Source organism: Streptomyces sp. NPDC059866 (genome assembly GCF_042731325.1).
In the GTDB taxonomy this organism is placed as follows: domain Bacteria; phylum Actinomycetota; class Actinomycetes; order Streptomycetales; family Streptomycetaceae; genus Streptomyces; species Streptomyces flavusporus.
The window spans coordinates 21029-43470 of record NZ_JBHWJT010000043.1; the positions used below are offsets into that span (position 1 = coordinate 21029).

The window sequence follows — 22442 nt, forward strand, 5'->3', positions numbered from 1 at the left end:
TGACTGGCCGACGGACACGCAGGTGTGGAACTGGGCGGAGAGTGCGGCGCTGTCTGGGTACGGCCCGTCGGCCTCGAGCTTTCTCTGACCGGTGGAAGGACCGGTCCGGCACCGGATCATGCCGGACCGGTCACCCGGCTGCGAGGGGAACGTCAGTGGTGCCGTCCATGACGTGTGAGAACCCCCTCGACGGCGGCGGCCATCACGCTCTCACCCGTGGCGGTGGCACCCGAGCAGCTGACGTCCGTCAGCGTCGCGGACCGCGACCGCGCCACCAGCGAGGGGTAGTTCTGGTGGGAACGCAGACAGGTCGCGTCGGCCTGGGTGGGCACGAGTGGTGCGGAGGCGTACGAGTCACCGAGGGCGACGTAGTCCACCTTGTGTCAACTCTCCGTGGCTGTGCTCGCCGCAGCTGTTCCGGCCGTGGCGAGGGCGCCTCCGGCGGAGAGCGTGCGGCAACCCACCTCCGCCCTGGCACGCGTTCGCGGCCCGAGGCGGAGCGCCCAACATTCACACGTATCCCAAAGCCGTCAGGTGCTATGACTCCGGTAACGAATTGAGTCAGGTGACTGAGGCGACACATGTCGACCACGGCCGACACTGAGAGCGCAGTGCCTGCCGACGTATGCCGAACCGTAGAAAGCGAGATCACAGCCATGGACATGAAGCTCGAAGTCGTCATCCTGCCCGTCTCCGACGTGGACCGGGCCAAGGGCTTCTACGTGGAGCAGCTCGGCTGGCGCCTCGACGCCGACTTCCCGATCAACGACGGCTATCGGATCGTGCAGGTGACCCCGCCCGGCTCCGAGTGCTCGATCATCTTCGGCCGGGGCCTCACGCAACAGGAAGCGGGCACGCTCCACGGCCTCCAGCTGACCGTCACCGACATCGTCAAGGCTCAGGAGGAGCTGACCTCCCGCGGTGTGGAGGTTTCCGGCCCGTTCCGCGACGAGACCGGCGCCTTCCACCATGCCGGTGACTCCCACCGCGTACTGGGCCTGCACCCGGAGCGGGCCAGCTACGGCACTTTCGCCGCCTTCAAGGACCTGGACGGCAATGAGTGGTTCCTCCAGGAGGTCACCGAGCGCGCCCCCGGCCGCTGAGACCTGCCCGCCCCCCACCCATCCGCCCGGCACACAGCCAACGGAGGACATATGCCGACCGAGAACACCCGCACGTACGACGTCATAGTGATCGGCGCTGGTCCGGTCGGTGAGAACGTCGCGGACCGGACCGTCGCCGCCGGTCTGAGCACCGTCATCGTGGAGAGCGAACTGGCCGGCGGTGAGTGCTCGTACTGGGCCTGCGAACCCAGCAAGGCCCTGCTGCGCCCCGTTTTGCTCCGCGCCGACGCCGTGCACGTCCCGGGTCTCGCCCCCGCCGTCAAGGGTCCGCTGGACGTCGCGGCAGTTCTGGCGCATCGCGATCGCATGTCCGCCCACTGGAAGGACGACGGCCAGGTCGAGTGGATCAAGTCGGTCGGCATCGATCTCCTGCGCGGGCATGGCCGGTTGACGGGGGAGCGCGAGGTGTCGGTGGAGACCCCCGACGGCGACACCGTCCGCCTGCGGGCCCGGCACGCGGTCGCCGTGTGCACCGGCAGCCGCGCGTCCCTGCCCCCGCTGCCCGGCGTCCAGGAACTGCGCCCCTGGACGAGCCGGGAGGCCACCAGCGCCCAGCAGCCGCCCGGGCGGCTGGTGATCGTCGGCGCCGGTGTGGTGGGCGTCGAGATGGCCACCGCCTGGCAGGCCCTGGGCAGCCGGGTGACCCTGCTGGCCCGCGAGGACGGACTGCTGCCCCGGATGGAGCCCTTCGCGGGGGAGTTGGTCACCGAGCGGCTGCGGGAGGCCGGAGCGGACGTACGGTTCGGCGTCTCCGTCGTGGATGCGAAGAGGGCGGACGGCGAGGACGGCGACGGCGGGGGTGAGGTCCGGGTCTGGCTGTCGGACGGCGGTGAGATCACCGCCGACGAGATCCTCTTCGCCACCGGCCGCGCCCCGCGCTCGGAGGACATCGGCCTCGACACCGTGGGACTGAGGGCGGGTGACTGGCTCGCCACCGACGACAGCCTCACCGTCACTGCCGTCCCCGGGAACTGGCTCTACGCCGTAGGCGACGTCAATCGCCGGGCCCTGTTCACCCACCAGGGCAAGTATCAGGCGCGCATCGCCGGTGCCGTGATCGCCGGCCGGGCCCGGGGTGATCAGCTGGACACCGGCCGCTGGGCTCCGCACAGCAGTACGGCCGACATCGAGGCCATCCCCGGTGTCGTCTTCACCGACCCCGAGGTCGCCTCCGTGGGCCTGACCGTCCGCGAGGCCGAGCGCACCGGCCGGGCCGTCGAGGTCGTCGACTACGAGATCGGTCACCTCGCGGGCGCCGTCCAGTACCGCCCCGACTACCGGGGCAGGGCCCGGATCCTCATCGACCGGGACCGTCAGGTCGTCGTCGGCGCCACCTTCGTAGGACCGGGCGTTGCCGAGCTGCTGTACTCGGCCACCGTCGCCATCACCGGGGAGGTGCCGGTCGAACGTCTCTGGCACGCCGTACCCGCGTTCCCCACCATCAGCGAGGTGTGGCTGCGCCTGCTCGAGACGAGGAGGGACTCATGACCACCGCACGCGACCTCGCGCTCGTCGCCCTGGGTATGTCGTCCGATCGGCCCGTGGCACAGGGAGACCTGTCCCTTGCGCTCGCGGGGGCCGAGGCGGTCGATCTCCTGGAGAGCGGAGCGCTGAGCCTGGACGGCGACCGCATGATGCCCGGCCCTCGGGTGGCGACGGGTGACCGTCTGCTGGACCAGGCGCACGCCTCGCTCACCCGGCAGGAGCCGTACGAGAAGGTCGACGAGTGGCTGTGGCGCCGCGGTGGCGAGCTCGCCGCGGCCTATGTCGACGACCTGGAGCGGGCCGGGCTCGTCACCCACCCACGGGGCCACTTCCGGCTGCGGTCCGCGCGGACCGTCCTGGCCGCCTCGCAGGCCCGCCGCAGTGCGGAGGAACGCAGGGCGTCCGGCGAGCCCGTCCTCGCCGCTCTGCTGGCGGCCGCAGGGATCGGGGAGGACTCGGCCGAGGCCCGCGAGAGCCTTACCGGGGACGCGGTCACGACGGTACTGGCCGCCGTCGGTGACGCGGTGACGCAGCTGGAGGCCGTACGACTGCGGCGGGACGTCGAGAACGCCGCGTTCGACAACGTTTGGCGGGGATAGGGCCGCTGAGCGGGCGCGCCGACGGGCGTGGTCACACCCGTGAGCGGGGCTTTCACACCTGCCGCATGGGAGGCTTCTTGAGACTCCGCTGCCTGGACGAGGCCCCTCACGGCACCGGTCGGCTGATCGACCGTCGGTTCCTACAGACGCTGGGCAGCCCCGGGTGAACCTTTTCCCCTGCGAAGTACGTGGAGCTATAGGGAATAGGGGAAGCCGGGATCTTTCCGCCCGTCGGACCGTCGTGAGGAGAAGGCGCGCTCGTGAGAATCGGTATCGTGCCCTCACCAGATCCGAGATGTCCGGCCCGACGCCGTTCCGACCTGGGCCAAGGCGTCGGAGAAGAGCCGACGACTCCGTGGTGGACGACACCGGCCCCTCGGTGTCGGCCACGGCCTTCGTCCGCGCACGTGCGGCCTGGAAGGCTGCCGGACGCGAGGGCACGCGGGACCTCGTCGCTGTTGCGTACTTCGCCCTGGGCGACGAGGACCTCGGCGTCGACGAACTCATGCTCGCCCCGACTGCCGACGAGGCGTGGCTGGCGGATGTGGCTCCGTAGGGAGGAACCCTTGGCACACGCCCTGAAGTGCCGCACCCGTCCCGCGTGGCGGGTTGTGTCGCATGAGGTGCATTGCAGTGCCCGGTTGCGGCCCACCGCCCGCGGGACGCGCGTGGGTGTCAGTCGGAGCTGTCCGCCTCGCCCGCTACACCAGGGTGTACATGACGGAACGCTGCTGCTTGTGACGCCTGATACGTCCCTTGGCGACCAGGGATTCGAGGGTGTTTCGTACCACCTGCGGTGTGGGATTGCGGTCCGGGTGCTTCTTGAGGAGTTCGTCCCGCAGCTCCTTCGCCAGACGCGGCTCCTTGTACTGGCCGAGCAGGTCCGCAAGCAGGTCACCGAGCAGAGGCTGGTGCGACTTCCCCTTCGCGCTGGCCTGTGCGGTCTTGGCGGCCGGAGTGGTCTTGGCCGACGTGGAGCGTCGTGAAGCGGTTTCGGCAGGGGCCTGCTTCGCCTTTTCGACGACGGGCTCTTCCTGCAACTGCTCGGGCAGACGGGACGCGTCCGTGAAACCCTCGTACTGCTCGGCGAGGTTGATGATGTCCGCCAGGAGGGCCTCCTCCTGCTTCAGCATCCTGATCTTCTCCATCAGCTCCTGCTGTCGCCGACGGTTCTCCTCCAAGTCCGACGCGGCTTGTGCTACGTACCGCGATCGGAGCGTGGCGGCTGATTGGCTGGTCACACCGTTCACTCCCTCGATATGGATGACGTTGCGCATGGTACCCACGCCGAGGGTCCCGTGCAGATAAGTGTCGACGCCAGATGGTTCGTCCAGCATGTCCACTCTTCACGATAGGCGCTGATGTGCCTGCGCATAGAGGAAGTGTGGACCTTCTTCGACCTCCCGAGGGTTCGACGACGTCACTCGCACGAGGCTCCCTCCGCCAATACTGCCCGGTAAGTATGTCGTCGAACCGCCTCCCTGACGACCCTTGGTGGGTCGTTGTACGTGTGGGACCGTGTTGCCCCGTCGGGGGGACGAGTGCGAGTGTCGGACGGCGCCTCGGGGCCGGGGCCGTCACCTGGCGGCGCACTCGCGGGCCGTCAGGGCTGCCTCTTTGGCCAACCCGCGATGCACGGGTCCGTGACCAGGCAGGATGAGACCCGCGTCCAGGCCCTCGAACACGGCCAGGGAATCGAGAGCCCGGGCACGGTCGGTGTGGAACATGTCGGGCAGCAGCTGCGGTCCGTTGATCCGCGACGTGGGGTGCGCGGTCACCAGGGCGTCGCCGGTGATCAGGATGCCGCTGCCGGGCAGGTGGTAGGCGCAGTGGCCCTTGGTGTGCCCCGGCGTGTGCACGGGCACCGGCGCACCGGGCAGGTCCAGTGCTCCCGGCGCGGGGAACGCCTGCGGCTCGCAGACCGGAACATGCGTGATTCCGCCGGCTCGGAGGGCGTGTACGGCCCACGGGAGCACACCGGGCCGCCATGCCTGCGCGAGCACCTGGCCGACGGACACCTGGTCGAGGAAGTCGCGGCGGGCGTGCGGTACCTCCTCCTGGTGCATGAGGACCGGCACGTCGTACGTGGCGCGCAGGTGCTCGGCCGCGCCGATGTGGTCGTTGTGTGCGTGTGTGACCAGGACGGCGGCCACGGAGCGGGCGTTCAGCCCGACCGCCTCCAGTGAGGCCAGCACGGCGTCGCGGTCGCCCGGGTAGCCGGTGTCGACGAGGGTGCAGCTGTCGCCGTCCTTGACGATGACCCAGTTGGTGCTGCTGCCTGACACCGAATAGACGTTGCTCTCGACGCGGACGATGTCGTCCTCGCGCAGAAGCTTCGGCATGGTCCTTCTGATCCTCTCGTTGCGGCCGGAACCCTGAGGGCCCTGTCGCTGGGTGAGGGGCCCTTCCTTCGCGCCGCGCGCCGTCGGCCCGCGGCGCGGGAAGCGGCTACCTGAGTGCGGAGGGTGACCGGACGGGCGCCGTCGTCACACCCCGCAGTGCAGGTCCGGTCGTGTCACTTGGTGTCGCGCTGGAGATCGGCCGGAGTGGCTCCGGGCGGGCCGAGGATGACGTCCCCGAACTCCTCGGTGACGGCCTGGAACAGCCCCATGTCCCACTCGGTCTCGGTGGTGGCCAGGTGCGCGGGGGTACCGGTGCGGCTGATGAGCTCCGCGAACCTGGCGGGAGAGGTGATGGCGAGGGTACGCGCACCGTCGTCCCCCGCCTTGATGGTGTGGGGCGTGTTCATCTTGATGGCGTAGAAGTCCCCGGACCGCAAGGTGAAGGCGTCCGAGCCCGCCCAGACCGTCAGCGAGCCGGAGACGACCCAGATGCGCTCCTCGTAGCCGGTGTGCAGATGCAGCGGCGTCCCGGCGCCCGGGGGCAGGATGACATCGGACACGTCGTGCCGGCCCTCGGTCTCCTCCCCGGAGGCGAGGACCGACAGGCGCAGATGCTGGCCGAGAACGAACTGACGGTCCTGGGGGACCGGCGGCGGAGAGGGGAAGTTGGTCATATGTGTGACTCCTGCTCGGAGAGTGACAAAGGATCGAGGAACACGAAAGTGGGACGCACGCCCAGGGACACCCGGCGGAGACCGGCACATTTCGCTGTGGGATTTCTCCAGCCACAGAGTAACGTGTGAATGGTCAAACCTGTGTGTCTGCCCTCGGCCCTGAACACATCCGATGGCCCGACGGAATGCCGTCGGGCGGACCCGGCGGCCATGCCCGCACCTCTCCCCGGCTGTTCCGGCACCCCGCACACCCGCCCATCGAGGGCCGGCAGGAGTCGCTCATGGCTCGCACACGGAGTCTCTCAGCGCCATGACGGCCTCGCGCAGCTCCGGCGGCAGGGGAGTGGGCAGCGAGGGCCTACGGCCCCACAGCGGTCCCTGCGGCCGTGACCTCGTCGGCTCGCCTCCGGGCACGGGTTGCGCGGGCAACGCCGACAGGAGGTTCGCGGCCGTCATCACGGTGGCCGCCCTGGCCGCGACCTCGGCCCGGGCCGTCGTCAGAGCCTCCAGGACACTGTCGCCCAGCTGTGGGGCGGCCATCCCGCGGAACCGACTGTCGACGAAGCGGATCCACGCCGCGTGGCCGTTGGCACCCACGGTGACCTCCACGACGCCGTCCCTGGAACGCGCCGTCACCGACAGCGCCCTCATCTGTTCCCGGGCCCTGGACAGAGTTCCGTACCGCTCGGCGAAGTCGGCAAGAGCCTGCTCCAGACGGCTTCCCGGTGACGTCTCCATCGTCCTCCTCTGCCGGTGAAGCCACCCGCAGGCGGCACGCACATCCTCGCCGCATGTCCCCGAAAGGGGAAGAGGACGGGTGTGTCGGAGAGCGACCCGGCCCAGGGCCTTCCGACACATGAAGGACACGAGAGGACCGCACATTTGGTTCACATGTGCGCCGGTTATGCTCCGTGCCGAGCGCCCCCTTTGGAGGACTCTTGTTCAGCATCACCGTACGTGACCACATGATGGTCGCCCACAGCTTCCGCGGCGAGGTCTTCGGCCCGGCCCAGCGGCTGCACGGAGCGACGTTCGTCGTGGACGCGACGTTCCGGCGCCCGGAGCTCGACGACGACAACATCGTCGTCGACATCGGTCTGGCCACCGCGGAACTCGGCAAGGTGATCGGCGAGTTCAACTACCGCAACCTCGACGACGAGGAGCGGTTCCACCGGATCAACACCTCGACGGAGTACCTGGCCAAGGTGATCGCCGACCGCCTGGTCGAGGCGATCCACGCGGGGGCGCTGGGGGAGGGCGCCCGGGGGATCCGTGAGGTGGTCGTGACGCTGCACGAGTCGCACATCGCGTGGGCCACTTACGAGCGCAGCGTGTGACACACGCACGGGGGCCGGTGCCGCCGATACGGCGGCACCGGCCCCCGGCCTCTCCCGGTACGGCTCAGCCGTGCACCGTGACCGGGGGAGTGTTGTACCCCTCGACCCGCAGCTCGGGCCGGCCCGAGGGCAGGGCGGACGCGGGCCACGACAGTGTGACCGTGCGTGTCTCACCGGGCAGCAGCCACAGATAGTTGTCGTCGTAGAGGGTCGGCAGGACGCGGGCGCCATCCTCGCCCAGCAGAGAGAGCCGGACCATCGCGGCGACCATGGACCCCCGGTTGCGGACCGTGGCGGTCGCCGTACGCCGGTCCCCGTCGCGCGACACCTGTGTGAGGGAGGCCGACAGCCTGGCCTGCTGGACCTGGTTGAGAGCGCGCAGCGCCTCGGGGGTGCGGCAGCGCCAGTAGGTGTTGCGCGACAGGACCTGGCCCCTGTCGTCCGTGAGGGTCAGCCGCAGCAGGTGAAGGTCCGGCAGGTCGTCCGCGGGGGCAGCGGTGAACGCCGTCGCCGAGGTCGCGGGGTCCACGTCCACGCGCGCCTGCCGGGTGCTCGCGATCCGGCGGCCGGACAGGTCGTACGTCTCCGCCGTGACCGTCGCGCGCTTGAGCGCCTTACGCGTGTGGTTGACCGCGATGACCTGCCACTTCACCGGGTCGGCCTGGACGTGCAGGGGCTCGCAGGCGCTCCGGCAGCCGAAGTAGGCGCCGTTGACATCGAAGTCGTAGTCGTAGGTCTGCCAGACCGTGCTGTGCCAGGCCGGATGGGACATCCACAGCATCAACCCGCTGGCGTTGTCCCACAGGTTGGCGTTCCAGGCCTCGAACATGGCCCGGAAGTTCTCGTAGTTGACGAACTGCGCCTTGCGCGTGAAGTCGTCCAGGTCACGGGCCGTGCCGAGTCGGGTCTCGATGGCGGCCTTGTAGTGCTGCGGCGCCTGGTTGCCGCGCTCGCTCCAGTCGTGGTGGTACCAGGCACCGCCGACCGGCCACTCCGGCCCGTCGTCGCCCACCATGGCGCGGGTGCTGGCGGCGGTGGAGACGACGGGCATGCCGATCTCGGTGTGGAAGCCGAAGTCCTTGCTGCCGTACGTCGACGGATCGAAGTAGCGCTCTGGCTCGACCCAGCCGTAGGGGCCGCCGCCGGTGACGATGCCGCCGGCCGAGTTGTTCTGGTAGAGCACCCCCGGCACCTGGCTCTCGACCGCCTCGCGCATGCCTTCGTCGACCGCGGCCGGCGGGTTGCCCTCGTTGGCGCCGCACCACACCGCCACGCACGGGTGGATGCGATAGCGCAGCACGGTGTCGCGGGCCGCGGACAGGAACGCCTCGTGGTCCGGCGGGTCCATGCTCCAGGCGTTGGGGAAGTCGTTCCACACCAGGATGCCGTGCGCGTCGCAGGCGGCGTAGAACTCCTCGCGGTTGCTGCTGCCGACCCAGTTGCGGATCATCGTGAAGTTCATGGCCCGATGCATCCGCACCGCCGCGTCCGTCCGCTCGGCGGGCATCCGGCGCAGCAGTTCGTCCCAACCCCAGTTGCCACCGCGCACCAGCACCCGTACGCCGTTGACGCTGATCTTCAGCGGGTCGGGGGTGTTGGAGACGGTCGTGACATCGGCCCAGGTGTCGCCGTCGTCGGAGACCTGGATGGTGTACGTCTTCGGGTACGCCTGCTCCCACAGGACCGCGACCCGGTCGAAGCGCCGGGCGGAGCCGAGGTCGACCTGGAGCCACTGGTGGTCCTCGTAGGCGGAGGACCAGCGGGTGCCGGGGGCGCCGTCGGTGGCGTGGGCGGCCGGGTGGCCGTCCTCCTCGCTGGAGGCGGTCGCCTTCTGGTGCAGTGCGAGGTCGGTGCCCGGCTCGGCGCTGTCGATGACGGCGAAGGACCACAGGGAGTTGCCCCAGCTGGTGTTGCGGAGGCCGCAGGACAGCCGGACGTAACGAGCCGTACGGGCCTCGAAGTCGGTCACCCGCAGGCCGGCGTCGCCTCTGTTGAAGGGCAGCGGGACGGCCGTGTTGTCCACGGACGCGGCGTCCGTCCACTGCTCGCCGTCCGCGGAGACCTGTACGACGAAGGTCCGCGCGTAGGCCTGCTCCCAGACCAGGTCGACCCGGTCGAAGGACTGCACCGAGCCGAGGTCGACACGGATCCACTGGTCGTCGGCGAAGGCGGAGGACCAGCGGGTATTCGAGTCGCCGTCGGTGACGTTGGCGGCCCCGTGGCCGTCCTCGTCGGTGCTGGAGGCCTCGGCCGCGGCGTGCAGGGCGAGGTCGGTGCCGGGACGGGCGCTGTCGAACACCGACAGTGCCCACAGTGAACTGCCCCAGCTGGTGGCCCGGGTGAGACAGCGGACGCGGAGGTGGCGGGCGCGCCGGTCACCGAGCGGGACGGTCTGCGTGTAGGCGTCGGAGGAAGGTGTGAACTTCAGCGGGGTGTCGTACTCGTAGCCGAACTGCCGTATGCCGAAACGGGTGGTGCGCCGGTCGCTCTCGGCGCCGCCGGTTCGGGCGACCAGGGTCAGGTCGTGCAGAGTGGGCTCGCCCAGGCCGTTGGGCCACCACAGCTCGGGGTTCTTCACCCGCAGGGCGCTGAACGCGTCAGGGGTGAAGATGACATCGATGTCGCCGCCGGCCGGGACGGTGACCGTGCGCGAGACGCGGACGTCGCCGAACGAGGCGGAGACGGTGGCCTCGTGGTCGGTGGAGTCGGCGTTGCACACCGGGACGGTCAGGGTGAGCTCGGCGACCGACAGGTCCGGCAGCGCGGGCAGAACCGTGTCGACCCGCGGGTCGCCGATCACGATGTGGCCGGTCGATCTCAGCCGTACGTGGTTCCAGATGCCGGCTGCGCGGTCGCGGACGGCCGGCATCCAGTCCCATCCCGAAGAGGCGAGGTACGTCGGTGAGTTGAGGTTCATCGTGTTGGCTCCGGCGTCCACCCAGGCCTCGCCCGCCGGTCCCTTGTCGCCGGGGCTGCCGGGCACTGGCATGGGGGAGATCCTCACGGCGAGCGCGTTGCCGCCCTCGGCGGCCAGGAGTTCGGTGATGTCGTGGGCGGAGCGGGCGAAGGGGAACGTCACCTCGCCCACTCCGTGTCCGTTGAGCCAGATCTCGGCCTTGTGGTTGACACCGTCGAACTCCAGCCAGAGGTGCCGCCCTCGGCCGGTGCGCAGGCCGCGGGGCAGGTCGAAGTCCCGCCGGTACCACCAGGAGTGGCGGGACAGCGCCTCGGGGACACGCAGGTTGTTCAGTCCCGCGACCGGGTCGGGCAGCTTGCCCTGGTCGACGAGGGAGCCCAGGACGGTGCCAGGCACGGTCGCGGGCAGCCAGCGGCTGGTGTCCACGCCGGTCTGCGAGAGGGCCGCGCCGTCGCCGTCCGCCCAGTCGTCCAGGGTGAGCGTCCAGCCCGACTCCAGCGGCACCGTGCCGTCGGCGGCGACCGTGAGCCGCGAGGCGTCGCCGTGGTGGGTGCCCCAGTCGGTCCAGCCGGTGGCCTTCGGGCGGTGGCCGGGAGCAGTGCCGTACACCTCGAAGCCGTTGAGGCCGAGGGGGTTGGGGCTGGAGCGCTGGTGGGCCGTCATCCGTACCCAGCGGGCCATGACGGGCTTCGGCAGCGGGATGTCCACCACGCCGCCGGTGCCGGCCGTGGTGCGGTACACGCTGGTCCAGGAGTCGCGGTCGCGGGACGTCTCCACGAGGAACTCCCTGGCGTAGCTGGAGAGGAGCTCCTTGCCGGTGGTGCCCTGGCGCGGGTTTCCGCCGGCCGGCGGGGTGAACACGGGATCGCTCGCGTCGGCCTCGAAGGTCAGCCGGATCCGGTCGACGCGGCAGTCCGCCTGGAGGTCGACCTCGATCCACTGCGGGTCGCCCGCTTCGGCGCGCCATCCGGTGCCGCGCACACCCTGCGCCGGGATCGCGTCCACCACGAACTCGGCGGGGGCGGGTGCGTAGGCCTGCGAGGAGACCCGGACCGGGCGGTAGGCGGCGATCTCACGCGGTGCGGAGGATGAGCCGGTGCCGGTCGCGTCCGCGGTCCGGGCGGCGGCGTCGGCGGCCGGCCCGAAGACCGTGCCGAGGCCGAACCCGGCCAGTAGCGTCGAGCCGGTCGCGACGACGGTGCGCCGGGAGGGGTGTCGTGAGGGACACGACTGATCGGCCATGTGTAGTCGTCCAATCGCAGAGAGTGAGTGGAGAGGCGGCGCATGTTGCCGGTACGGGGCGGCCCCCGCTATCTGACAACGTTGCCATAGGCTGTTGTGGCGGACACTTCCCTGTCAAGGCCCTTGACGATGACAAAACCCTCTGCCCTGCCGGACGAAGAAACATGTGAACGGTGATGACACCCTTTGACGACGGCGCCATGCCGATGACCCTGCCCGCGCAGCCCACCGATCCCGCCTTCGCCGAGCTGCTGCTCTCCAGCCATCTACGGCTGGTGGGCGAGCCGTTGTGTCCGGCGGTGTGGGAGACCGGGCGGGATGCCGCGCGGTGGCTGTACGAGCAGGCCCCGTTCGGGCTGCTGGCGCACGACACGTCCGCCGACCCGCGCTTCGTCTACGCCAACAGCACGGCGCAGAACTGCTTCGGCTACTCCTGGGGCGAGTTCGTCGGCCTGCCGTCCCGGCTGTCGGCGCGCCCGGACGGCCAGGAGGACCGGGAGGCCTTCGTGCGCGCCGTGACGGCCCACCACTACACCACCGGCTACCGGGGGATACGCGTCGGCAAGAGCGGCCGGGCCTTCTGGATCGAAGACGTGACCATGTGGGACCTGATGGACGCCCGCGGGCGGATCCACGGCCAGGCCGCGGTGTTCCGCTCCGGGTCGCCCACTGACATGTGAGTGGGGCCTCGGGGCCCCACCGTGCGAGGAGCCCGCCCCGGCGTGTCGCCGTGGCGGGCTCGTCATGTGCTGCGCAAGGGCCGGGGACCTACTGGAAGTCGCAGCCCGGGTTGGGGGCGTCCTCCGACAGCGCGGCGCCGTGCGGCAGGACGTACAGGACGTCGAGGACGACGTCGGTCGTGCCGAGGTTGCGGCCGATGTGCACGTGGTCCGCGCCGGACGGCTCGGTGAGGCCGCTGCCTGCCTTGTAGACGCCGTCGGACTCGCAGTCCGAGTCGAAGTGGCTGAGCGTGCCCTGCTGGACGAAGCCGTAGAGGGTTCCGTCGTGGTAGTGCCAGCCTGTGCTCTGGCCCGGGGGAATGGTGACCTGGCGGAGGATGTAGTCCTTCCCGCCGAACGTGGTCTGGGAGATGATCTTGCCCGTCACACCCGGACCGGCCGGGGTGGCGAACGCGGTGCCCGCGCCGAGGGACAGACCGGCGGCGGCAGCCATGGTCACTCCCAGTCGCAGCAGGTTCTTACGCAATGTGTCATACCTTTCACTGTCTCGCTGGAACATGCGGCAGTGTCACATACGTAGTTTCGGGCCATGGAGCCTGCACACCCTCTGTCGGGGTCAAGGCGGCTAGGCACACGTGACATGCAACTCACATGCTGCATCCGTTTGGAGTGCGTCAAAGCGGGGAATCGGTGCCTCGGGTGGAAAGTACCTGGTGAGAAGGGGTTCTCCGGCGCCGGACGAGCACCTCACGAGCATATGTGTTCGCCGGTCGAGGGCCGCGGCACTACGGCGACACAAATGCGGCATGTTTCTGGCACTTGCCGCTGCCTAAAGTGCGCACGCGGGGGTTACATCAGGCCCCCGTCGCCGCACGACAGAGAACCAGGATGGTTCAGGACACTATGGCTACGCCCCTCACGACTATGTCCCGGTCCGATCTGCTCGGCACCATCATGAGGGAACACCGGGACGGTCTTGTCTCGTACGCCGAGAAGATGCTGGGTGACCACGGACTCGCCGAGGACATCGTCCAGGAGACCATCATCCGGGCCTGGCGGAACATCGACAGACTGCTGGGGATGGAGGGGTCGGTCCGCGGCTGGCTGTTCACCGTGACCCGGCACTTGGTCATCGACTGGGTGCGCAAACCCCATGCCCGAAGGGAGGTCGTCGGAGTCACCCACAACGACCCCGTGTCGGGTACCGACGGCACCGAGGCGGTGCACGACACCCTGGTGGCCAGGCCCTTGCTGCGTCGGCTGTCTCCCGATCACCGTGCCGTGCTGGTCCACATATACCTGTGCGACCGCAGCATTCAGGAAACTGCCGGCATCCTCGGCATCCCGGCCGGCACCGTCAAGAGCCGTCACCACAACGCCCTGCGCAAGCTTCGGAGCGTCGTAGGGTCAGAGGCAGAGGCCGCTTAGAAACCGGTCGAGTGCAGACACATCTCCAGCGCTGAGGTCAGTTGGCGTCGGAACGTCTCGCCGCGGGGGTCGTGGCCGATGGCGCGGACGAGCTCCGGCAGCAGGTACTGCTCGGCGACGATCCACTCGGCGGCGTCCGCGCGTTCGCCGAACTCCTGGGGCCGGACCCCCGGTCTCGGCGGCGGCAGGATCACGGTGCCGCAGTGGGGCGCGAGCAACGCCGTGGCGGCGTTGGCGCTGTACAGATAGTGCTCGAACATCCTGGCCAGCGCCTCGGACCGCGCGGTCGGGGAATCCAGGAGCGAACTGAGCTCTCTCGCGTAGGCGCGCAGCAGTTCGTGACAGGTGTACCGGCCGGCGGTCAGTTCGACGAGCAGGTGATGGTCCATCAGCTCGGCCACGTCCTGCCAGGTACTGCGCGGGTCGGTGCCGACCAGGCTGGCGGCGGCCGGCAGGGTGATGTCACGCGTGGGATGCAGGCCGAGCAGCCGGAACAGCCGCGCGGCACTGCTGCTGAGCGCTTCGTAAGAGCGGTGGAACGAACTGCGGATGGCGGTGCGGGCGTCGCGGCTGGACAGAGCGTCGAGACAGTCGTCGGCGTCCTGGAGCCTGGCCGCGAGCGAGGCCAGTGGGAACTGTGGCTGCACGAGTGCCCGGGTGCCGGCGACGGCCAGCGCCAGCGGCAGCCCGCCGCACAGCTCCACGATCTCCTCCGCGGCCTCGTGCTCGGCTCTGATCCGGTCGGTGCCCAGGCGCCGGTCGAGCAGTTCGAGACCCTCCTCGCGGGTCATGGGATCCAGCGTGATGATCCGGGCGTTGTCCGTGACGGCCAAGCCCTCCAGCCGCCGTCGGCTCGTGACGATCGCGAGGCAGCCCGGCGTGGCGGGGAGCAGGGGACGTACCTGCTCGCTGTCCTCGGCGTCGTCCAGGACGAGGAGCAGCCGGCGCCCGTCCAGGGCACTGCGGTAGGCGGCGGCGAGTGCGGCGGCGCTCGAGTGCGAACGGTCGTGCTCCACGCCCAGCGCGCCGAGCACCTCGGCGATGGCCTCGGCCGGGTCGAGCGGGGGGCGGGAGGGGTGGTGGCCCTGGAGGTCGACGTAGATCTGCCCGTCGGGGAAGTGGCCGGCGACCATGTGGCCCCAGTGCACGGCCAGTGTCGTCTTGCCCACTCCCGCCATGCCGCAGATGGCCGCGGTCATCGTGGGAGGCCGGCTCTCGCCCTTCAGCGGCAGCAGCTCCAGGCACCGGCTCAGGATCTGCCGGCGCCCGGCGAAGGAGGCGCAGTCCGCGGGCAGTTGGGCCGGCCTTCCGGCTTCCACGGGACGGGGCGGGGGAGCGTCCGGGGCCCGGGAGGCCCTGCGCTGGAGCAGGTGCTGCTGGGCGGCGCGCAGTTCGGGACCGGGCTCGACGCCCAGTTCCTCGGCCAGCGCGCCCCGGATGGTCTCGAACTGCTGCAGGGCCTCTGCCTGTCGGCCGGTGGCGGCCAGGGCGGCGATCACCCGGGAGTGGAGCGCCTCGTCGAAAGGGTGGCTCTCCACGGCGCGCCGCAGCATCGTCAGCACCTCCTCCGTCAGCGCTGGTGCCGCGGTCAGGACGGCGTCGGCGGCCTCCTTCACCGTCGCGACGAACTCGTGGCCGACCGAGGTGAACACCGGATGCCGGGCCACCGAGGTGCCGGCGGCGACGACGGGACCGCGCCACAGCCGGAGGGCTTCGACGAAGTCCTCCGCGGCCTGGGCGGGAGCGCCGCCCCTGACCGCGAGCTGCGCCTGGGCGCGCAGGTCGCGGAAGCGCAGCAGATCCGAGGTCGAGATGTCGACCAGCAGGCGGTAGCCGTCGGAGGCGCGGACGAGGTGTTCGGCGTGGGTACGGCTGCGCAGTTCGGGTTCGAGTGTCCTGCGCAGGGCGCCGATGTGCCGGTGCACCACGTTGACGGCGCTGACCGGCGGTTCCTCGTCCCACAGGATGTCGACCGCCTCGCTCAGGGTGAGCGGGCCGGGGGCACGGAGCAGCAGCAGGGCGAGCAGGGCCAGTCGCTTCGGGGGGCCCAGGTCGATCTCGGTGTCCCCGCGCATCGCCCGCACGGTACCGAGGATTGAGTAGCGCACTGTCGCGTCCATCTCGCGGCTGGCCTCGCCATTTCTCATGAGGTGCTGTCGGTCGCCTGTCGTCACCGCGCCGCCGGGGGACCCAAGCCGTCTCCGCCCGAGGGGCTTGCGGCCATGACCGCGAAGTGTAGCCACGATTCGTGACACGTGTGCGCAGCGGAGAAGGGCTCGAGGTGTGTCATCGCGGCGGTGGTGTCCGGGTGGAACCGTCTCTGCTGAGCAGGCGCGGCCGGGACGACTCCCCAGGGTGTCGAGTGCCGCACCGGGACTGGCAGTCGGCGGATCCGTCAGCCGACTTTGCACTCCTGCCGTGTCCGCAAGCGCGTCGCACGACCGACATGTGCGCCTCCGAAAGAAGAGAAGTGACCACCTTGACAGGTGACGATGGTTTCATGGGATTTTGTCACCTGTCAAGGTGGTTACTTGCGGGAGTGGTGTGGCAGGATGCACCCCCGGTGAACCCCGCGGTGGCCTGTTCCGTTCGCTTTCATGACAGGCTCCTGCCGGCTGGGCGAGTGCTGTGGGAGCCTGCTCACCGGCGGACCGGTCCGAGCGGTGACGCCAGGCGGTGCACGTGTCCCGCGTGACGGCCGTACCGCGGTCGGCTTCGAGCCGTCAAGCCGGTGAGAGGAGGAGTCCTTGTACGCCCTGGTCCCTGACGATCCCGTCTTCTTCGCGAAGTTCCAGAGTCTCGAAGAACCGCTTCTCCGCCACCTCTACCGACTGCACAGCGCGGGCCTGGAGTCCGACGACGAGCGGATCGTCTCGGATGCCTACGACAGCTGGGTGCAGGTGCTGCTGAAGCTGCCGTTGTGGTCCCGGTGGCACAGCGAAGAAGCGTCCGCCGACCCCGCTCCGGCCGAGCGGTACACCATGCACAGCGTGCGCGGCGACCAGCTGACGAGTCTGTACCCGATCGAGCTGACAGCGGTCGATCTCGGACACCTGGCGGCCTGCCTCGACCTGTTCGTCGAGGCCGACAAGGTCTGGCGTCCGGTGCCGGAGCAGGCGTGTGCCGAACCGCCGGATCGGGAGGAGAGCCTCACCGATGTCTTCCGACGCGTCATGGAAGTGCTGCTGCTGCCGCCCCCGCCAGGCCTTCTGGGCGCCCTGCGGCCCGTGGTGCCCCAGGGATCCGTCGTCTCCGTGACCCTGCCGGCCGAACAGGAGACGGAGTACCGACGCTTCTGCGAGGAGATCGTGACCATCCTCAGCTCGGGCGACACGTTCGCCTACCGTAGTCATCGAGCCATGTATCTCTGAGACACCTCTGAGGTGACGGCCGGATGCGCATGCTGTGGTGAACCTTTCGGCCTGTTGCTGCGTTCTCCAGATGGAAGGCTCTGCCGTCTGGACACGCGGGCGGCGGTGCCGTGACGGGACATTCGGAGTCCAGCCACGCTCTCGTGGTCCGTTCCCGTCCCCGCACTGGCGGCCAGAGTCCCCCCTCGGCCGCCAGTGCGCACATGTCGTGAACCACTGCCGTCGGCCCGTCCGTTCCTACAGTGAACGGTCCCTGGAGACGGATCCTCCAAGGACGGCCGCAGGTTCAGGTCCTCATCCCAAGGGCCTGGACCGGTACGGCCCGCTCCCTGTGACGGGAACGGGCCGTACACATGTCGTCATGGGGGCGCCGAGCTCGTCGTCAGGTCCTTCACCGGGCCGGCGGGCGGGGCGGCCGTCGACACGAAGAGCCTGGTGACGACCGTGCAGCGGTTTGTCGATTTCGTACGTCGGCACCGCCGCGGCGAGGACGAGCTGCTCTGGCCGGTGCTGCGGGAGCGGTGCCCCGAAGCGGTCCGCAGTCTGGGCCTGCTGGACGAGGAGGACGACTCGCCGGCCGAGGGGCTCGACGAGCTGGAGAGCGGCATCGCGCGGATCACCGAGGAGCACCGGATCGGCGGATCGGTGAGCTGGGGGCACGCGATGAAGGAGGGGACGCTCACCTCCCGCCGGATCCGGGACGGGCCGGCCGAGCACTTCGCCGTCGTGGAACCGCTGCTCAGGGGGCTGCTCCGCAAGCCTCTGGACGAGGACGTCCTGAGGTTCTGCAAGGCGGCAGCCGACGGTGTCCGGCGGGGTGGGCCGCACCTGGTCTTCGGCCTCCTGGAGCACTCCGAGCCCGTCCCCGGCCGGGATCACGTGTACGCCGCATTCCCGCCGCCGGTGCGCTGGGCTCGGGGAATGCTGGTGAACAGGTTCCGCGGGACCCTCAAGGACCTCGCCGCCGACTGAGCCCCGCGTTCGCCGGGATCGCCCGCCGCCCAGGTCGGGAGGTCAGCGTGCGGCCACGGCGGGCGCGGATTTCTTGCGTGCGCGGTACGCGGCGGCCTTGATCTTGTTGCCGCAGGACTCCATGCCGCACCACTGGCGCCGCATGCCCCGGGAGCGGTCGATGTAGACCCGGGTGCACTCGGGGTTGCCGCACTCCTTCATCAGGGGGACGTCCGGGCCGCTGAGCAGCTCCACGGCCTGCCGGGCGACGGTCGCCAGCGCCTGCTCGGGCGTCGCCTCGGTGAGCCGCCCGGTCTTGGTGAGCTGCGGCGTCACAGGGGTCTTGCGCGCGGCGGCGTTGACCGTGTCGAGCGCCCCCGAGTCGAACTCCTCGCCGAGGCGGCGGTCGGTGACGAGCCGGTAGATGGCCTCGCGCAGGATCGTGGCCGCCCGGACGTCGACCTCGTCGCCGTCAGTGATCGTGTCCACCAGCCCGGACTCCAAGTACCAGGCATTCAGCCGCTCCGGCGTCACGAACATCTCGAACCGGATCGAGCGCCGGGCCCGGAGGGTGGCCGCGAAGTCCAGGGCCGGGTGCCCGCATACGAATACATGGTCAAGATTCACATCACCATTTTGACAGGTGACTTACGCCGGACGCAAGAAGCGTCACCGCTCCAGACGGTTCTCCCTGGTGCCAGTGTGCTGGAGATCGTACGGCACCGGGCTCGGTCAGCGAGGGTCAGGGCCGTGGGCGGGGTGGGCCGCGAGTGTGGGACCCGCCTCCTCCCGTCGCCCGTGTCCCGGTTCCAGATGGAGTTCGCGGCCCTGCCAGCGCCGGCGTAGCCAGCGGTCGTGGCTGGCGACGACGATCGCGCCCGGGCCCGGGCCCAGCGCGGCCTCCAACTCGTCGCACAGGCGAGGGGACAGGTGGTTGGTGGGCTCGTCGAGCAGCAGCAGCTGGGGCGGGCGGGCCACCAGAAGGGCCAGCGCCAGGCGCCGGCGCTGGCCCACGGACAGCTGCCCGACCGGCTTGTCCAGGTCCGCCTCGTGCATCAGGCCGAGCGAGCCCAGCGGCACCTTCTCGGCCCGCTGCGCACCCAGCGACAGCTCGTAGGTGTCCCGGACCGTGCGCTCGGGCCGCTCGAACACGGTGTCCTGGGTGAGCAGCCCCACCGTCAGCCGGCGCCGCCGGTGCACCTCGCCCTCGGCCGGGAGACGTCCGGCGAGCACGGCGAGCAGCGTCGACTTGCCCGCCCCGTTGCCGCCCGTGATCAGCAGCCGGTCCGTCGCCGACACCTCCAGGCCGTCCAGTGCGAGCCGGCCGGGTACCCGCACCTCGTGCAGGGAGACCAGGGGTCGCGGGCCCTCCTCGGTACGCGCGGCCAGTTCCCCCGCTGCGAACCGCAGCGGGCGCGGCGGCTCGGCGACCCGGGTGCGCTCGAGTTCCTCAAGCCGCCGGGCAGCGTTGCGTACCCGGCGGGAGACCTGGTTCTGCACCCGGCCCGCCCGGTGCCCGTAGCCCATCTTCTCGTTGTCGGTACGGCCGCGGTCCGGCGCGACCCGGTGCGCGGTCACCCCCGCCGCGTGCCTGAGCTCCGCCAGCTCTGCCTGTTCCTCGGCGTACCGCCGCTTCCAGCGCTCCCGCTCGGCGTGCTTCTCCGACAGGTAGGCGCTGTAGTTGCCGCCGTAGCGGACCGGGCCGTCCACCGCCGGGTCGAGGTCGATCAGGTCGGTGCAGACGGCGTCGAGGAACGCCCGGTCGTGGCTGGCGACCACCACCGTTCCGGGCAGGCCACGGATCTGCTCCTCCAGGAAGGCGGCGGCGCCGTCGTCGAGGTGGTTGGTCGGCTCGTCCAGCAGCAGCGCCGAGGGCCGCCGTACGAGCAGGGCGGCCAGGGCCAGCCGGCCGCGCTGCCCGCCGGAGAGCGAACCGAGCGTGCGGTCGTGGCCGAAGGCGCCGAGGCCCAGGCCGTCCAGCACGAGAGCCGCGCGGCGGTCGGCGTCCCAGGACGCCCGGTCCTGGGCCTGCTCCAGGCGCCTGCCGTAGGCGTCGAGGAGCTCCTGGTGGCCGGGATGGTCCTCCGGGACGCGGGCGAGTTCCTCGCCGAGCCGGTCCAGCTCGACGAGGTCCTCGCGGGCCTCGCGCAGCGCCTCGTCCAGCACCGCGGCGATGGTGGAGTCGGCGTCGTACGGCATCTCCTGGTGCAGGAAGCCCAGGTCGGCCGGGCGGATGACGCTTCCCGCGTCGGGTTCGTCCACGCCGGCGAGCACCCGCAGCAGGGTGGACTTGCCGACGCCGTTCTCCCCGATCAGGCCGATGCGGTGGCCGGGGGAGGCGGTCAGGGAGATGCCGTCGAGGACGCGTCGGCCGCCCAGGGTGCGGACGAGGTCGTGGGCGAGCAGAGCGGGCTGTGGATGGGGCTGGGGCATGGGGAACCGTCCAACGTGATCGGTGTTCGGCCCGCGGGGCGTGCCGCCTCGGACGCGGGCCACGTCACACGTCGGCGGCTCACACCGCGGGGGCTCCCGTCTCCGTGAGGGATCCGTCGGCCAGCCGCAGCCAGCGGTTCACGCCGATCTCGGCGAGGAACCGCTCGTCGTGGCTGACCACCAGGAAGGCGCCCTGGTAGGAGTTGAGCGCGCTCTCCAGCTGGCCCGCGCTGACCAGGTCGAGGTTGTTGGTGGGCTCGTCGAGCAGCAGTAGGTGGGGGGCCGGTTCGGCGCACAGCACGCAGGCCAGGGTGGCGCGCAGACGTTCGCCGCCGGAGAGCACTTTGACGGGCAGGTGTGCCCGCGCGCCCCGGAAGAGGAAGCGGGCGAGCAGGTTCATCCGCTCCGCTTCGGGCCGCTCGGGGGCGAACGCGGCGAAGTTCTCCGCCACGGTGCGGTCCAGGTCCAGCAGGTCCAGGCGCTGCGAGAGGTAGGCGATCCGCCCGTCGTTGCGCTTGACCTCCCCGCCGTCCGGGGCGAGTTCGCCGGTGATCAGCCGCATCAGGGTGGTCTTTCCGGCGCCGTTGGGCCCGGTCAGCGCGATGCGCTCGGGGCCGCGAACGGTCAGGTCGACCCCGCCCGGAGCGAACACGTCCATGTCCCCGAGACGGACCTGCATCCCCTCGCCGAGGAAGAGGTTGCGCCCGGCGGGCACCTGGGTGTCGGGCAGTTCCAGGGTGAGGCGCTGCTCGTCGCGCAGCGCACGTCCGGCCTCGTCCAGGCGGGCCTTGGCCTCGCTGACCCGGGAGGCGTGCATCTGGCCGGACTTGCCCGCGGCCTCCTGGGCGCCGCGCTTCATGTTGCCGGCGAAGATCTTGGGCAGGCCGGCGTTCTTGAGGTTGCGGGAGGCGTTGCTCATGCGGCGCTCGGCGCGTTCGCGGGCCTGCTGCATCTCCCGCTTCTCGCGCTTGAGTTCCTGTTCGGCGTTGCGGACGTTCTTCTCGGCGACCTCCTGCTCGGCGCGCACGGCCTCCTCGTACTCGGTGAAGTTGCCGCCGTAGAAGCGCAGTTCGTCGCTGCCGAGCTCGGCGATGCGGTCCATGCGGTCGAGCAGCGCCCGGTCGTGGCTGACCAGCAGCAGGCAGCCGGTGAAGTCCGACAGCACGTCGTAGAGCTTGTGCCGGGCCTGAAGGTCGAGGTTGTTGGTGGGCTCGTCGAGCAGTAGCACGTCGGGGCGCCTGAGCAGCTGGGCGGCGAGGCCGAGGGAGACGACCTGGCCGCCGCTGAGCGTGCTCAGGCTGCGGTCCAGGGTGAGGTCGGCGAGGCCCAGCCGGTCGAGCTGGGCGCGGGTGCGTTCCTCGATGTCCCAGTCGTCGCCGATGGTGGTGAAGTGCTCCTCGCTGACGTCCCCGGACTCCACGGCGTCCAGGGCCCGGATCACCGCGGCGACGCCCAGCACCTCGGCGACCGTGAGGTTGCCGGTCAGGGGGAGGCTCTGCGGGAGGTATCCGAGTGTGCCGCCGACGGACACGGAGCCGGTGGCGGGCTTCAGTTCACCGGCGATCAGCTTGAGCAGGGTGCTCTTGCCCGAGCCGTTGGGGGCGACCAGGCCGGTGCGGCCGCTGTTCACGGTGAAGGACAGGTCGTGGAAGACCGGGGTGTCGTCGGGCCAGGCGAAGGAGAGGTTCGAACAGACGATGGATGCGTCGGACATGGAGGTGACCTCGAGCGGCTTGAGGGCGGAGAACAGAGCTCTGCCCTGGGCAGACGTGGGAAAAGGGGTACGACGAGACGGACCACGTCGGCAGCGCTCCTGAGCGCCGGCCGGTGGCCGTCAGATCCGGATCTCACCCGGAGAT

At 70.4% G+C, this 22442-nt stretch carries 20 protein-coding genes; 9 read left to right on the forward strand and 11 right to left on the reverse strand.

Going from position 1 to position 22442, the window contains the following annotated elements; all coding sequences use genetic code 11:
* Positions 1-152 precede the first annotated feature (152 nt).
* The gene (locus tag ACFV7R_RS40130) at positions 153-377 is read right to left on the reverse strand and encodes a hypothetical protein (RefSeq protein WP_385273547.1); all 225 of its coding nucleotides are present in this window, start codon (positions 375-377) and stop codon (positions 153-155) included.
* Between the two features lie 279 nt (positions 378-656).
* Between ACFV7R_RS40130 and ACFV7R_RS40135 the strand changes: the two genes are divergently transcribed.
* The 4 genes from ACFV7R_RS40135 to ACFV7R_RS40150 all read left to right on the forward strand — a co-directional run bounded on the left by ACFV7R_RS40135 (position 657) and on the right by ACFV7R_RS40150 (position 3764).
* Positions 657-1103 (forward strand): VOC family protein, encoded by a 447-nt coding sequence (locus tag ACFV7R_RS40135; protein ID WP_385273550.1) that lies wholly within the window; start codon positions 657-659, stop codon positions 1101-1103.
* Positions 1104-1154: 51 nt separating this feature from the next.
* Positions 1155-2612 (forward strand): dihydrolipoyl dehydrogenase family protein, encoded by a 1458-nt coding sequence (locus tag ACFV7R_RS40140; protein WP_385273553.1) that lies wholly within the window; start codon positions 1155-1157, stop codon positions 2610-2612.
* A complete protein-coding gene (locus ACFV7R_RS40145; protein ID WP_385273556.1) occupies positions 2609-3208 on the forward strand; it encodes a GPP34 family phosphoprotein in 600 nt (199 codons plus the stop codon). The genes ACFV7R_RS40140 and ACFV7R_RS40145 overlap by 4 nt, the downstream gene beginning before the upstream one ends.
* A gap of 355 nt (positions 3209-3563) precedes the next feature.
* The gene (locus ACFV7R_RS40150) at positions 3564-3764 is read left to right on the forward strand and encodes a hypothetical protein (RefSeq protein WP_385273559.1); all 201 of its coding nucleotides are present in this window, start codon (positions 3564-3566) and stop codon (positions 3762-3764) included.
* Between the two features lie 145 nt (positions 3765-3909).
* Here ACFV7R_RS40150 and ACFV7R_RS40155 read toward each other — a convergent pair whose 3' ends face one another.
* The 4 genes from ACFV7R_RS40155 to ACFV7R_RS40170 all read right to left on the reverse strand — a co-directional run bounded on the left by ACFV7R_RS40155 (position 3910) and on the right by ACFV7R_RS40170 (position 6962).
* The gene (locus tag ACFV7R_RS40155) at positions 3910-4449 is read right to left on the reverse strand and encodes a hypothetical protein (RefSeq protein WP_385273630.1); all 540 of its coding nucleotides are present in this window, start codon (positions 4447-4449) and stop codon (positions 3910-3912) included.
* Between the two features lie 336 nt (positions 4450-4785).
* Positions 4786-5550: an MBL fold metallo-hydrolase gene (locus tag ACFV7R_RS40160; protein ID WP_385273562.1), complete on the reverse strand. Its 765-nt coding sequence runs from the start codon at positions 5548-5550 to the stop codon at positions 4786-4788.
* A gap of 173 nt (positions 5551-5723) precedes the next feature.
* Entirely contained in the window at positions 5724-6224 is a 501-nt protein-coding gene (locus ACFV7R_RS40165; protein ID WP_224740098.1) for a cupin domain-containing protein, read from the reverse strand.
* A gap of 279 nt (positions 6225-6503) precedes the next feature.
* Positions 6504-6962 carry a YbaB/EbfC family nucleoid-associated protein gene (locus ACFV7R_RS40170; RefSeq protein WP_385273565.1) on the reverse strand — a complete coding sequence of 153 codons (459 nt, stop codon included), beginning with the start codon at positions 6960-6962 and terminating at the stop codon, positions 6504-6506.
* Positions 6963-7162: 200 nt separating this feature from the next.
* Here ACFV7R_RS40170 and ACFV7R_RS40175 point away from each other — a divergent pair, with 200 nt between their 5' ends.
* Complete coding sequence (locus ACFV7R_RS40175; RefSeq protein WP_385273568.1) at positions 7163-7561, forward strand: 6-pyruvoyl tetrahydropterin synthase family protein; 399 nt, start codon at positions 7163-7165, stop codon at positions 7559-7561.
* Positions 7562-7625: 64 nt separating this feature from the next.
* Here ACFV7R_RS40175 and ACFV7R_RS40180 read toward each other — a convergent pair whose 3' ends face one another.
* On the reverse strand, positions 7626-11720 hold the full coding sequence (locus ACFV7R_RS40180; RefSeq protein WP_385273571.1) for a discoidin domain-containing protein: 4095 nt from the start codon (positions 11718-11720) through the stop codon (positions 7626-7628).
* A gap of 176 nt (positions 11721-11896) precedes the next feature.
* Between ACFV7R_RS40180 and ACFV7R_RS40185 the strand changes: the two genes are divergently transcribed.
* A complete protein-coding gene (locus ACFV7R_RS40185; RefSeq protein ID WP_385273632.1) occupies positions 11897-12400 on the forward strand; it encodes an MEKHLA domain-containing protein in 504 nt (167 codons plus the stop codon).
* 88 nt (positions 12401-12488) lie between these two features.
* Here the strand turns inward: ACFV7R_RS40185 and ACFV7R_RS40190 are convergent, their stop codons facing one another.
* Positions 12489-12893, reverse strand: a complete 405-nt coding sequence (locus tag ACFV7R_RS40190) for a cupin domain-containing protein (protein ID WP_385273574.1) — start codon at positions 12891-12893, stop codon at positions 12489-12491.
* Between the two features lie 431 nt (positions 12894-13324).
* Here ACFV7R_RS40190 and ACFV7R_RS40195 point away from each other — a divergent pair, with 431 nt between their 5' ends.
* Positions 13325-13828, forward strand: coding sequence for a sigma-70 family RNA polymerase sigma factor (locus ACFV7R_RS40195; protein ID WP_385273577.1), 504 nt, complete (start codon positions 13325-13327; stop codon positions 13826-13828).
* Here the strand turns inward: ACFV7R_RS40195 and ACFV7R_RS40200 are convergent.
* Complete coding sequence (locus tag ACFV7R_RS40200) at positions 13825-15903, reverse strand: BTAD domain-containing putative transcriptional regulator (protein WP_385273580.1); 2079 nt, start codon at positions 15901-15903, stop codon at positions 13825-13827. The two genes, ACFV7R_RS40195 and ACFV7R_RS40200, sit on opposite strands and share 4 nt — an antisense overlap.
* Positions 15904-16575: 672 nt before the next feature.
* On the opposite strand from ACFV7R_RS40200, the gene ACFV7R_RS40205 reads away from it, so the two are divergent.
* Both ACFV7R_RS40205 and ACFV7R_RS40210 read left to right on the forward strand, forming a co-directional pair.
* Positions 16576-17199, forward strand: a complete 624-nt coding sequence (locus ACFV7R_RS40205) for a hypothetical protein (protein WP_385273582.1) — start codon at positions 16576-16578, stop codon at positions 17197-17199.
* A gap of 435 nt (positions 17200-17634) precedes the next feature.
* Positions 17635-18171: a hemerythrin domain-containing protein gene (locus ACFV7R_RS40210; RefSeq protein WP_385273585.1), complete on the forward strand. Its 537-nt coding sequence runs from the start codon at positions 17635-17637 to the stop codon at positions 18169-18171.
* A gap of 42 nt (positions 18172-18213) precedes the next feature.
* On the opposite strand, the gene ACFV7R_RS40215 is transcribed toward ACFV7R_RS40210, so the two are convergent.
* The 3 genes from ACFV7R_RS40215 to abc-f all read right to left on the reverse strand — a co-directional run bounded on the left by ACFV7R_RS40215 (position 18214) and on the right by abc-f (position 22297).
* Positions 18214-18777 (reverse strand): CGNR zinc finger domain-containing protein, encoded by a 564-nt coding sequence (locus ACFV7R_RS40215; RefSeq protein WP_385273588.1) that lies wholly within the window; start codon positions 18775-18777, stop codon positions 18214-18216.
* 105 nt (positions 18778-18882) lie between these two features.
* On the reverse strand, positions 18883-20583 hold the full coding sequence (locus tag ACFV7R_RS40220) for an ABC-F family ATP-binding cassette domain-containing protein (protein WP_385273591.1): 1701 nt from the start codon (positions 20581-20583) through the stop codon (positions 18883-18885).
* 79 nt (positions 20584-20662) lie between these two features.
* On the reverse strand, positions 20663-22297 hold the full coding sequence (abc-f, locus tag ACFV7R_RS40225; protein ID WP_385273594.1) for a ribosomal protection-like ABC-F family protein: 1635 nt from the start codon (positions 22295-22297) through the stop codon (positions 20663-20665).
* Between the last annotated feature and the right edge of the window lie 145 nt (positions 22298-22442).

Coding starts and splice junctions, on each gene's coding strand:
- ACFV7R_RS40135 (WP_385273550.1), top strand. CDS start 657: ATGGACATGAAGCTCGAAGTCGTCATCCTGCCCGTCTCCGACGTGGAC.
- ACFV7R_RS40140 (WP_385273553.1), top strand. CDS start 1,155: ATGCCGACCGAGAACACCCGCACGTACGACGTCATAGTGATCGGCGCT.
- ACFV7R_RS40145 (WP_385273556.1), top strand. CDS start 2,609: ATGACCACCGCACGCGACCTCGCGCTCGTCGCCCTGGGTATGTCGTCC.
- ACFV7R_RS40160 (WP_385273562.1), bottom strand. CDS start 5,550: ATGCCGAAGCTTCTGCGCGAGGACGACATCGTCCGCGTCGAGAGCAAC.
- ACFV7R_RS40165 (WP_224740098.1), bottom strand. CDS start 6,224: ATGACCAACTTCCCCTCTCCGCCGCCGGTCCCCCAGGACCGTCAGTTC.
- ACFV7R_RS40170 (WP_385273565.1), bottom strand. CDS start 6,962: ATGGAGACGTCACCGGGAAGCCGTCTGGAGCAGGCTCTTGCCGACTTC.
- ACFV7R_RS40180 (WP_385273571.1), bottom strand. CDS start 11,720: ATGGCCGATCAGTCGTGTCCCTCACGACACCCCTCCCGGCGCACCGTC.
- ACFV7R_RS40185 (WP_385273632.1), top strand. CDS start 11,897: ATGACACCCTTTGACGACGGCGCCATGCCGATGACCCTGCCCGCGCAG.
- ACFV7R_RS40190 (WP_385273574.1), bottom strand. CDS start 12,893: ATGGCTGCCGCCGCCGGTCTGTCCCTCGGCGCGGGCACCGCGTTCGCC.
- ACFV7R_RS40195 (WP_385273577.1), top strand. CDS start 13,325: ATGTCCCGGTCCGATCTGCTCGGCACCATCATGAGGGAACACCGGGAC.
- ACFV7R_RS40200 (WP_385273580.1), bottom strand. CDS start 15,903: ATGCGCGGGGACACCGAGATCGACCTGGGCCCCCCGAAGCGACTGGCC.
- ACFV7R_RS40220 (WP_385273591.1), bottom strand. CDS start 20,583: ATGCCCCAGCCCCATCCACAGCCCGCTCTGCTCGCCCACGACCTCGTC.
- abc-f (WP_385273594.1), bottom strand. CDS start 22,297: ATGTCCGACGCATCCATCGTCTGTTCGAACCTCTCCTTCGCCTGGCCC.